Origin of the sequence: Paenibacillus nuruki, assembly GCF_963311185.1 — a bacterium.
Taxonomy (GTDB): domain Bacteria; phylum Bacillota; class Bacilli; order Paenibacillales; family Paenibacillaceae; genus Saccharibacillus; species Saccharibacillus nuruki.
On the sequence record NZ_OY725677.1, the window covers coordinates 3381872 to 3394410 of the forward strand.

Here is a 12539-nt window from a genome sequence, read left to right on the forward strand (position 1 = left end):
AGGTAAATAAATTAAAAAATACAAATTCCGAACTAACATGATATACAGTTTAATAGAAAGATATATACAAAAAAACTCTAAGCATGTCATACACTTAGAGTCTTAAAAATAGCGAAAGAAGATATTTCTTATACAACATTTAAGGCGATGTATAATACGCAGTAAATGAAACATTCGCTGTCAAAATCGCACCTGATTTGCCGGGTGTATAGGGTTGTTGGAAACTAAAAGAATCGACAGTCATCAATCGAGGAAGCTTTTGTAATTGATTCATCCATTCCCGAATTTCCGTATATCCACCTTCTAATTCAGCATTCATCCGAATCTGTCCTACATTTACGCCTAGATTTTCAGCTGCAATCTCACCGCTAGTATTGCTATCAATATTAACGAATTCGACATCCGTGATACGAGCATAACTGTTCTGACTGACTTGTTGCAGCTGCAATAACAACTTTTCACTTGCTACTGCTGAAGGGATAGCCGCTTGGATCGCTTGCTGTGCATCGGTCGGCTGACCGCTTTTCAACTGGGCAATTTTCGTCTGAATCAGATTATACTCCTGTTGCATTTGGGTTAATTGATTATCATATTGTTGAGATTTTTGAGATAAGGGATGAAGTACCCACATGTAAAAAGCCAATAAAATCACAAATAATAAAATAATACCTAGCAAGATCACATTACGATATTTATTGAGCTGTTCCATTTGGTACCCCCCTCCCTCTGCTGGTGTAACGACAGAAGACGTTGCATACGTATCACCTGTTACACTTTGTGCTTGAAGATCAATCGTGTAGATCACTAGATATAAGGAAGGCTGTCCTTTGGTCGGTTTTACGGCTGAATCCACCGAGCTATCCCGAGTCGCTTTGTTGACAGTAGCTGATTCGACAAAAGGCATACTTCTTAACTGCACCAGATAATTAGCCGCATCACTAAAATTACGCATACTTGTCGTCAATAATAGATTCGAACTGCGATTGTAGGAGATATCTCGAATCATTCCGCTTTTCGGTAATTTTTGAGTCAGTGAATCGAGTATACTTACGACGTCTAACCGATAATTCATCACCGCATCAATCACAGTCTGGTTAGCCGTTGCTGAAGGACCACTACCATTCCATTTGGACAATTCTAGCTGTGCTAATGTATTCCGATCGCTCCATTGCTGTATCGCACGCTCTTGTTCTGTCACTGTTCCACGCTCACTAATCATATAGAAAATAGCTCCACACATAGCAAGTATCCATAGGGCACTTAAGCCTACAGTCAAATAAGAAAATTGATTTTTTTCTCGCTTTTCTTGTGGTAACAGATTAATCGGTCGTGCATCTTCCCGGCGAAGAGCCGCACCGACAGCGACACGATAACTATTCAAATCAGGATCGGCTTGAAAAGCATGTTGAGTCGTTTCAAGTTCGACAGCTTCGACTTGGATATCAGGTAGAGATTGACTTAATTCATGGGCTAACAATTCTCGTTCTTCAGGCAATCCTGTTACAAAGATCTCTTCGATCTTAATCGAACCATCATGTAAGCTATATTGATAAAAGTTCAACATCCGTGAGATTTCAGGAATAATATCTTCAACCTGCTGACGAGTTAATGAAGTATTCAGATCATCGAGCACTGAACTCTCGTCGAGTCCTCTAGTCGATTCTATACTGCGCATAAAGACAGGCTGTCCACTGCGGAACATATAGATATCTAATAAATGATCGGTTAAATGAATTAGCATCGTATTAGCAAATGATCGTCCATGTTCAGTAATCACTGTTCTTGCTAGTGCGGTTGCAGATAGCTCTACAGCAACGACTTTGATACCTGCTTCTCCCAACAGACTGATATAATCTTTAATCAACTGACTAGGTGCAGCAAATACAAGCAAGTGTGTATGTTCTTCATCAATAGACGTTACAATATAATCGTATACAGGATTTTCAAAAGGTAAGTGTAGCCCTGTCTCTACTTCCAATTCCACCAATTGACTGACTTGCTTGGCATTGGTACTTGGAATACTCATCGCGCGAACGAGAATACGAGAAGGTGGAATCGATAGTGTGACCGATTGCCCTTTTAACCCTTCATCTGTCACCCATTTGCGTAGTAGCTGATTCATCTTTTCGGTATCTACGATTTGATTCTCAACAATAACGCCTGAAGGAATCGGTAAAAACTTTTTACTTTCCAGTTCCCACTGCTTTTTCTTTTTTAAAGAAACATAGCGAATCTCTGTCTGTTCCAGCGATAAGCCGATGTGAGGTGAATTTCGTTGAAACATAGGGGCTAACCTCCTCCTAACCAATAAGCGAAAGATATGCGTCTATTATCTGTGCTCCATACATAAAAGCAATTAAAGTGCCTGCTGCTAAAAAAGGCCCAAATGGAATCGGTTGTTGCTTTTGCACTTTACCGAGTAGTCTTAATCCCATTCCTACTAGTGTTCCAAGTAAACACGCTATAAAAAGAGCAAGCAGAATATTTGAAAATCCGATGACCCATCCGTACAAAGCAAAAAGCTTTACATCGCCCATACCCATCCCACCACGACTGATAAAGGCAATGAGCAACAAAATACCCCCACCTGCAATCGCTCCACTCAGATGTGAAACGATACTAATCGTGCCAGGTAACCATACGACCATGATTAGAAAAATAGGAGCAAAAAAGAGTAACACTTTATTCGGAATCTTCATCACTTGTAGATCTGATAAAGTAATAATCACTGACAAGCTCACCAATAACCAACCGATTAGTATATCGCCAGTCCATCCAAAATGAAGAAATACCCATAGAAATAGTAGACCTGTGATCGCTTCTCCGATTGGATATTGAATCGATATTCGTGTGTTACAATGCCGGCACCGCCCTTTTGTACCGATATAACTAAGCACAGGAATCATATCTAGCGCAGATAAACGGTGCTGACAATGTGAGCAACTTGACGGTGGGTGAACAATCGACTGTCCTTCAGGTACACGCCATGCAACCACATGGAAAAAGGAACCCAATACCATACCCAGTACAACAATATAGATATTTATCCATAACATCATATCCATTGTGATGTAATCTACTTTCTTATTCATGATTTCAAAAAGACCGGAAACATGGTTCCGATCTTTTGTAGGTTTTTGATTCGTTTATGATTGAATGATTAGCTTTTAGCTATTGTTGTTTAGTTAGCTGCCGGAGTTGCGGGAGTTGCACTCAGAACTTGAGCCGCTGTGTATGCTCCATTTGTTGATCCCTGACCTACAGGTGCAAGAGTAACACTCACCAGCTCACCTTTTTCTGTAAATACTACAGTTGCAGCTGTTAATGTTTGTTTCGAACTTGGTAAGCTAGTATCAGCATTCAAATATCCAGTACTTGTCATGTTAGCCAATGTTACTGTTCTGTTTGCAACAGTAGTGAAATCGCCATTTTTCTCACCAATTACATACAGACGAGCTGAATTGTATACTTGCGAAGCTGTAGCTAAATCACCATTTGCTTTGGATTTATTAATAACATTACCGATCATTGGAATAGCGATAACAGCGATGATAGCCATAATAACGATAACAGCTAGCAACTCAATCAATGTAAACCCTTTTTCCTCTTTACCCATACGTTTCATCACTTTGCTCATCATTTTGAATTCCTCCAGTTAATTAAATGTAGTGTTGTTCTTGATGTGAATACTTACAGATTGTTATACAGACTGAACATCGGTAGCATAATAGCTGCCACAATAATCCCGACAATAGCAGATAAAAAAGTAATCAATAACGGTTCAAGCAATGATTTGAGTCGATCCACTGTATTGTCTACATCCATCTCGTAGAAATCAGCCACTTTACTCAGCATCTGATCCAGTGCACCTGTCTCTTCACCAATAGCAATCATTTGAGTCACCATCGGTGGGAATACCCATGCTTTTTTAAGTGGTTCTGATAATGGATTTCCTTTACGCAATGACTCTCCTGCCTGACGCAAATACCCTTCGATCACTTTATTGCCAGCTACTTCTTCTACAATAGTGAGCGCTTGTAGAATAGGTACTGAACTCGCATATAATGAGGAAAACGTACGAGCAAATTGAGCAATAGAGCCTTTTTGATTTAACTTTCCGAAAATAGGGACTTTGAGCTTGGCATAATCAATCCAATAGGCTCCCCGTTCCGAACGTTGAAGAATAATATAGGAAATGATAAGAAGCAGAAGCACCAATACCCAGATATACCACTGCTTTTGTAAACTATTACTGAGTGACAATACAATCACTGTAATTGCAGGTAACTTTGCATTCATTGAAGCAAACATATTTACAAATTGCGGAATAATGGCTGCCAGTAGATATACGGTTACTGCTACTGCTAGAAGACCCACAGTGACAGGATACGTCAATGCTGATTTAATCTTTTCGCGTGTACCATGACGTTTTTCAAAATAAACAGCGAGACGATCTAACGTCCCTTCCAGATCACCCGATTCTTCACCCGCTCGTAACATGCTGATAAATAGCGGTGGAAAGACTTTCCGATGTTCTTGCATCGATTGTGACAAAGCAATTCCGCGCATCAGACTGGAATATACATCTTGTAACGTTTTGCGTAATACTTTACTTTCCGTCTGGTCGGCAAGGATTCGAGTAGCATCCAGAATCGTAACTCCTGCACGAATCAACGTCGAGAACTGCCTACAGAAAATAATGAAATGAATCGTTTTGACCGGACTACCAATATAGATTTCTTTGGAAAAAAGGGTCATCCGTCGTTCATTCAGTGAAAATACAGTTAATCCACGCTTACGCAATTCTTCCATAGCGGCTGTTTTGTCCGTTGCATTTAACGTACCTTTTAGCTGTTTGCCACTATTGGTTCGTACCTGATATTCAAATTGAGCCATTAAGCATTCACCTCAGCAAGATATGGCTTCCCTACCGCTGGCAAAATCTGTCCACGTTGCAACAGATCTCGGATATTCATATCCAGTGTATGCATGCCTAACATTCGTCCCGTCTGCATCAGACTTTTGATTTGATGTGTTTTTTCAGTACGAATCAGATTGGCGATTGCTGGCGTCTGCATCAGAATCTCAGTCGCACATACTCGACCTTGTCCATCAGCTAATGGTAATAACCGCTGTGAAATGATAGCTGTGAGTACCGAAGCTAATTGGATGCGTATCTGTCCTTGTTGATGAGCAGGAAACACATCAATAATCCGATCTACTGTCTGTGGTGCATCACTGGTATGCAAGGTTGCGAATACGAGGTGCCCTGTTTCCGCTGCGGTTACAGCGGCAGAGATCGTATCCAAATCTCGCATTTCCCCTACCAGTAATACATCAGGGTCTTGCCGTAATGCTGCCCGAATTCCATTGGCAAAGCTTGCTGTATCATGTCCAACTTCCCTTTGATTCACTAATGAATATCCATGTTCATGTATATATTCAATTGGATCTTCTAACGTCACAATATGCTTGCGTTGATGGGTATTGATATATCCAATCATTGCCGCCAGTGTAGAAGATTTACCGCTACCTGTAGGTCCTGTGACAAGCACCAACCCTTGAGGCTTTTCAGTTAATCCTTTGAGCATCGGCGGTAATCCCAAAGACTCTAATGTAGGAATACGATCAGAAATCGATCTTGCTGCGATACTGATATGACCTTTTTGGCGAAAAACATTGATCCGATAACGCGATCCATTTTCAAGCATATACGCAAAATCCAATTCGCCTGCTTGCTGAAAAGTAGCCCATTGATCTTCCCTTAATAGCATTTGCGCCATTTCTTCTGTATCACTAGCTGTAAGAAGTTCCCCTTTACCTGTATGGAGCATCCCGTGAATCCGCATAATAGGTGCTGATCCGGTCGATACATGCAAATCAGAAGCTTCTGCATCTCGCATGTTACCAAGTAATTCCTTGATACCCAGACCGATATGAGCCATTCCTGTCTTTCCCCCTTTAACATTCAGATCATGTTCATTATTCCTAGAGTGATAGATAGCTGTTATTAATAAGCAACGGTTTCACGCATCACTTCTTGAATAGTGGTTACACCTTCTGTGACTTTATGCAATCCATCTACCATCAGTGTGACCATATCCTGCGCTTGGGCAGCTTCTCTAATCGCTTCGATCGCTGCACCTTCGGTAATAATTCGGCGTAAATTTTGATCGATCTTAAGCACTTCCTGAATCGCTACACGTCCACGATAACCGGTTTTATTACAGTTACCGCAACCTTTCCCCCGATGGAGTACTTGTACATCTAAGCCATGAGTCTGAAGTACAATCTGCTCTTGGTCAGTCGGTGTATAAGATTCTTTACAATCCGAGCAAATGCGACGCACTAAGCGCTGAGCGACAATCCCGATTAATGAAGAAGCAATCAGATAAGGCTCGATGCCCATATCTCGCAAACGCATAACAGTACTGACCGCATCGTTGGTATGAATCGTCGATAACACGAGATGACCTGTTAATGAAGCACGGACAGCAATTTCTGCGGTCTCATCATCACGTATCTCACCCACCATCACGATATTAGGATCTTGTCTCAAAATCGAACGTAATCCGGCAGCAAATGTTAACCCTATCGAAGGATTCACCTGAACTTGATTGACACCTTCTAATTGATATTCCACCGGATCTTCAATCGTAATCACATTGGAACTTTCGGTATTCAATAGATTAAGTGCTGAATATAATGTTGTTGTTTTACCGCTACCTGTAGGCCCTGTGATTAACAAAATGCCGTAAGGCTGTTCAATCATTTCACGAAACCAGACTGCATTTTTACGATCAAATCCAAGTTGTTCTACCGGCTTCACTCCTGTACTTAAATCCAAAAGTCGAAGCACGATTTTCTCGCCATGCATGGTTGGTAATGAAGATACCCTAATATCGACCATTTTGAGATCAAACTGTAGCTTTATTCGTCCATCTTGTGGTAAACGACGTTCAGCAATATTTAATTTCGCCATAATTTTAAGACGAGCCGTGATAAATCCTTGCATTTGCTTCGGTATATGACGCTCTGTCCGTAGCACACCGTCGATACGATAACGAATCACCACATCATTTTCACCGGGATCGACATGAATATCAGAAGCTTTCAAATGAACCGCTTGCTGTATCATCTGATTGACCAGTCGAACAATAGGTGAAGCTTCATCGGTAATCTCGGTTTCTTCGATCTCATCTTGCGTAGGCAATTCGCCCATCATTAGACTCATCGAATCGCGCAGTCCATAGTAATGAGCAATCGCGCGTTGTAATTCATCCCGACTAGAGATCGCTGGCTCAATACGGAAGCCAGTGGTCATCCGCAAATCTTCGATCGCAAAGTAATCCAGTGGATCAACCATCGCTACCGTTAATTTACTGCCATCTTTCATAAAAGGAAGCACTTGATATCGCTTCGCCATACTTTCAGGAATGATCTGCGTAATCGCTGGATCAATCTGATATTTAAAAAGACTCACATGAGGAATACCTAATTGAAGTTCTAACACTTCAATCAACTGCTGCTCCGTGATGAATCCTTGAGCTATTAATACATCACCAAGCTTGCGTTTGGATTTATTTTGTTCGGTCAAAGCTTGTTGCAATTGTTCTTGCGAAATTAGACCACTTTCAAATAGAAGATCGCCTAATTTCTTTTTCAACATTTTCATTCATTTCAACTCCATAGCCATTATGATGACGTACTTATGGATCCATATATGCTTACTTATTCAATAGATAGAATGACAACTAACAAATTGAGTGAAATGACTTTTTGAAATACCCTTTGCAACCGATATATATATCATCTACTCCATTTTTATCGGATAGCTTTACAATATTTGTTATATAACGAACTAGAAATATTAAGGAGAACTGATACATGAATATCAGAAAGCGCTGGATCCCTCTTGTTATCGTACTTTTATGCCTAATAATCATACCGATTACCCATATGATGGTGGGTGCTGCTTCCGCATATCCAGTACGTATTTTAGAAATTAGTGATGATGGAACGTCGTCACTAAAAAGCCAGCTTGCAAATGTGTCTAATTTCACTGTCCGTTCGATTCGAATGAAAGAATTTGTAGCCCAACGTGAAGAATTAGATGGCAAATATGATGCCATCTACATTGGCAAAGGAACGTATAGCACTACAGGCGTTCAAGGAAATAATCACAATACCACTCCCGTCATGAACGATATTACACATCTCAAAGCGGATGATATTGTGAATAGTTATATCAATAAAGGATTACCAGTTATTTTGCACAATTCGATTCTGAGTCAGACGGCTAACACGTCCAAAGCTCAGGCAGATCAGCGTATTTTGTATGATACATTTGCTAAATACAATCAGACCGCATCCAAAGTGAATAATGTATTTTTTGTCGATGATAGTGGATTAACTGCACTCGTAACACAAATAAAAAATTCAAGTTCTACGATTAGTGCCTTACTGATGCAGCGTCCTCAGTTTACAGTGACTTCAGCACCTATTGATTATTCTGTGAATAAGACCAATGCTTACAAACAAGGGGATACGATCAATTTTGCTTTTAATGTGGATCGTATTACTGATTTTAGTAGTGGAGGGGTAGAAGCGAATCTGTATCTGGGAATCGATAAAGTGATTACGATGGATAGAGATCAACTGGTAGCGACGACTTCGCTCACTCAATCCAATGGAACGCTACAATATAAGCTTCCCAAAGCGTATTCAGGTCTACTGTATTGGAAATTAGAAATTGTAGATCGTCAAAGTAGCGGACAGCTCAAAAACTACACCACAGGGATTATTCGATATCAAGATGAAAAAACCGTCGTGCGTGTCCTTCAAGTATTACCTTCTGATGGAAATGCTAGTAGTCTGTTAAACACTGCTAATATGACACAAAGTTATCTCAATAGTGATAATTATAATTTGAATATTACGGTCAAATCGTTCAGTGAATTTAATACGCCTGCTGTCTATGGCACGTTAAATGGAACGTACGATATGCTTGTGTTTGGTTTTCGGGATGAATACAATCAGTTCGCTCCGTTAACCGATGCTTCTGCGACAGCGGTGCAGAAATTTATTGCGTCCGGTCAAGGGGTTATGTTTACCCATGATACGATTTATGACAAAAGTAATACTAACTCTAGCCGATGGCTAAGCTACTTCCAGCCGACTTCAGGTCAGATTGCACCCAAAACGAATATTGGTCTGAATGCAGTCTCTGCTTCTTCAAGTACAGCTGTAGTCAATGATGGCTTATTAACACAATATCCATTTGACCTCAGTCAAGCGCCTACAAATACAGGTGGTTATGTAGGTCAAATCAATCTTACGCATGACCAGTACTATACGCTGAATTTGGAAGATCCCGATGTCGTCTCCTGGTACAACATTATTGGTAGTAGTCGGGATGCCGCTGATAGCTGGAATCATTACTATACGTATTCCAAAGGAAATGTAACGTATTCAGGTACAGGTCATACCAATAATAAATTCCCTCAATGGGAGCAGAAATTATTTGTAAATACGTTATATCGAGCATTTATCGGATCGAATCATGCTCCGTATATCACAATCAATGCCCCAACCGATCAGAGCACTAAACCTTCTTATCTGAAAGACCTTGTTCTAAGCTATATGCCGAATGACTTGGATCTTAAAGATCGTAACGTATATACTAGCGTCAAATTCAAATCAAACGGCGTGTATCTGCCTGACCTTGAAATTTCAGAAAAAACAGTCTTATCCGGTCAAAATGTAACCGAAACATTTACCAATCCTTTACCACAAGGCGGTACTCTTCAAATTGAAATTACAGTCCGTGATAAACAAGGGGCTGTATCTAAGCAGATCACAACATTAAACATTCAACAAACGCGTGCCAATTTGTTAACCGATCGCAAAATTGTATCCGGTGTACAAAATGGAGAAATTCAGCGTAATGCACCACTTACAATGTTGTATTCAGTGACTCCACAACCGATTGCTATTCAGACCGTCAATTCACAAGAACAAGGGTTTAGTAAGCTTCTTATTTCCAATATTCAATATACCGAGAAGTTGCCACCCAACTTAGAAATTGTTGGTAATTTACCTGAAGGCATGACCAAAGAAGGTACATTAGTTACAGGCTATACATTGAAAAAGACGTTAACTGATATTCCGTACACTCTAACGACCAAAAATAATGTTCAATCGTATACACCGGATAATCCAAATGCACTTACCTTCTCGGTAGCCGTAACGCCCGTCAGTAAGGGTACGTATAATCTGGTTAATGCCAAGCTAGATTATGCAGATATTCATAATGCTTTTGAAACTATAAGCGATCTTGGCACACCGGGAGATTACAATATCTTTATGCTAGGCGATATCAATATGAATGCTTCTGGATTTTCAACAGAAGGTCGTGTTGCAGGAGCTGGAACAGTGACGCTAGCCGGTGGATTCAATATCGGAACCAAGCTTACTTCTGCCGCAACAGGAACAGGCGTATTGGTAGCAGGTAAAAATCTGAATTTGAGTCTTGCAGGTGGGACGGTCAATTACGGGAATGCTGTTTATGGAGGAATTGCATTTAGTCCTTTCTATATCAAAACGGTAAAAGGCACTCCGATCGACTTCGATGCCGCAGGTGCACAGTTACTCAAAAAGACAGACCGATTAGCAACGGTTCCTGCTACAGGAACAACCAAAGTGGAAACGTCGGGTACGATCACATTAACAGGTACAGACCCTACCACTAATGTATTTAATGTGTCAGGTGCAGACGTCAGCAAAACCAATTCATTTAATATCAATGTACCCGCAGGCTCAACGGTACTGGTTAATATTGATGGAACAGTTGTAAATATGAGCGGTGGATTAACCGTAAGTAGTGGTGTTGATCCTAAGAAAGTATTGTTCAACTTTAGCGGAGCCACTGCGCTTAATCTAGGCAGTATCAATATTCCGGGCACAGTACTTGCTCCACGAGCAGCGGTTACCTTCGGCGGAGATATTCGAGGAACATTGATCGGAGGATCCTTAACAGGGACAGGGCATAGCGCTTCACTTTATCCATTTGAAGGCGATATTCAAGTCGCTACACCTGTACCTACCGAACGAGTCAATATTGTATTCCCAGATATTATCTTCTCATCTGTAGTACGAATTACCAGTCTACAATTGCCTAACGATACCTTATGGGTGGGTGATCAGAAAACATTAATTCCGATTGTTTTACCAGCAGATGCGAATAACAAAGTACTGCAATGGAAATCAGACAATCCGGCTGTTCTAACGGTAACACCTACGGGTGAAAATGGAACAATCACTGCTGTTGCACCGGGTACAGCTCGTATTACGATTACATCAACAGATGGTAGCAATATTTCTACAACAGCCACCGTTGTGGTGACGAATCCAGGGGTATCTATTGTGGGAGCAGATCAACTTAAAGTAGGCGACAGTACTACATTACAAGCGATTCTAGTACCCGCTAACCCTAAAGCAACGGTCACATGGACATTTAAAAATCCAGCAGACAAAGACAAAGCGACACTGACTCCAACCACTCTCGATCCATGGAAAGTCGTTGTTCGTGGCTATGATTCAGGAACAGTAACACTGGTAGCTACAGTGACGACCAATGGGGCGCCAAGTCGTACCTATACAGACGAACATCCAATTGTGATCACTAGACCAGTAGAGAAGATTACTATTCAAGGTCCAGATATAGTCGCTGTAGGTTCAACGATTAATCTGCAAGCGATCATTTCTCCTGCGAATGCAGATGTACCGAAGTATAGCTGGTCATTTGAAAGTCCAACCAGCTCTACAATAGCTGGAATCACTTCCGGTACAGGAGATACCGCTACAATTACAGGAAAGCAAAAAGGAATAGTCACTGTAGTCGTAAATGCAGGTGGGATTGAAGTAAAAAAACAAGTACAGGTGGTTCAACCTGTGCAAGGACTATCGATTATCGGAGCCAACAAAGTCAATATTAGCGAAAGCATTAAATTACAAGCGATCTTAACACCAGCAGATGCGGATATACCTGATTTCAAATGGTCTTTCGCTGATCCTGCTCAAAGTAGTTATGCTACGATTATAGGCACAGGCAATACAGCAGTCGTCACCGGTATCCAAAAAGGAACAGTGACCGTAGTCGTTAGCGGAGGCGGTAAGCAAGCTCAATTGGATGTGCAGGTTGTACCTGTACTCACTGGCTTACGATTACCAAGTGAAATCCAGATTTGGGAAGGCGATTCGATGAATCTGAACTCGGTATTGTTCTTCACTCCTGCGAATGTCGACTTAACCGCTGCTCTACAAAATGCGCTTCAATGGAGCACGACCAACACAGGCAATATCTCGTTAACCAAAGATGGTATTGTGAAAGGAATCCGTAAAGGAACGGCTGAAGCCACTGTGATCTACACCGATCAAAATTCGATTCGGGCAACAGTTACGATTAAAGTACTCGCCAAAAATACAAACGGTGATCGCTATTAATTTATTTCCACAGTTGATCATTCAATAACAATAAA

The 12539-nt window shown here is 41.0% G+C and carries 7 protein-coding genes; 1 reads left to right on the forward strand and 6 read right to left on the reverse strand.

What is annotated here, in order from left to right; genetic code table 11:
- Window positions 1-139: 139 nt before the first annotated feature.
- The 6 genes from pilM to RCP16_RS15025 all read right to left on the reverse strand — a co-directional run bounded on the left by pilM (window position 140) and on the right by RCP16_RS15025 (window position 7675).
- A complete protein-coding gene (pilM, locus tag RCP16_RS15000) occupies window positions 140-2284 on the reverse strand; it encodes a pilus assembly protein PilM (RefSeq protein WP_308640683.1) in 2145 nt (714 codons plus the stop codon).
- Window positions 2285-2300: 16 nt separating this feature from the next.
- A complete protein-coding gene (locus RCP16_RS15005) occupies window positions 2301-3092 on the reverse strand; it encodes a prepilin peptidase (RefSeq protein WP_308640684.1) in 792 nt (263 codons plus the stop codon).
- 89 nt (window positions 3093-3181) lie between these two features.
- Window positions 3182-3640, reverse strand: coding sequence for a prepilin-type N-terminal cleavage/methylation domain-containing protein (locus RCP16_RS15010; RefSeq protein WP_069326789.1), 459 nt, complete (start codon window positions 3638-3640; stop codon window positions 3182-3184).
- Between the two features lie 50 nt (window positions 3641-3690).
- On the reverse strand, window positions 3691-4896 hold the full coding sequence (locus tag RCP16_RS15015) for a type II secretion system F family protein (RefSeq protein ID WP_069326790.1): 1206 nt from the start codon (window positions 4894-4896) through the stop codon (window positions 3691-3693).
- Complete coding sequence (locus RCP16_RS15020; RefSeq protein WP_137221335.1) at window positions 4896-5945, reverse strand: type IV pilus twitching motility protein PilT; 1050 nt, start codon at window positions 5943-5945, stop codon at window positions 4896-4898. Before RCP16_RS15020 ends, RCP16_RS15015 begins: the two co-directional genes overlap by 1 nt.
- 65 nt (window positions 5946-6010) lie before the next feature.
- Complete coding sequence (locus RCP16_RS15025; RefSeq protein WP_069326792.1) at window positions 6011-7675, reverse strand: GspE/PulE family protein; 1665 nt, start codon at window positions 7673-7675, stop codon at window positions 6011-6013.
- Window positions 7676-7887: 212 nt separating this feature from the next.
- On the opposite strand from RCP16_RS15025, the gene RCP16_RS15030 reads away from it, so the two are divergent.
- Entirely contained in the window at window positions 7888-12504 is a 4617-nt protein-coding gene (locus RCP16_RS15030; protein WP_308640685.1) for a DUF5057 domain-containing protein, read from the forward strand.
- The last annotated feature ends 35 nt before the right edge of the window (window positions 12505-12539 follow it).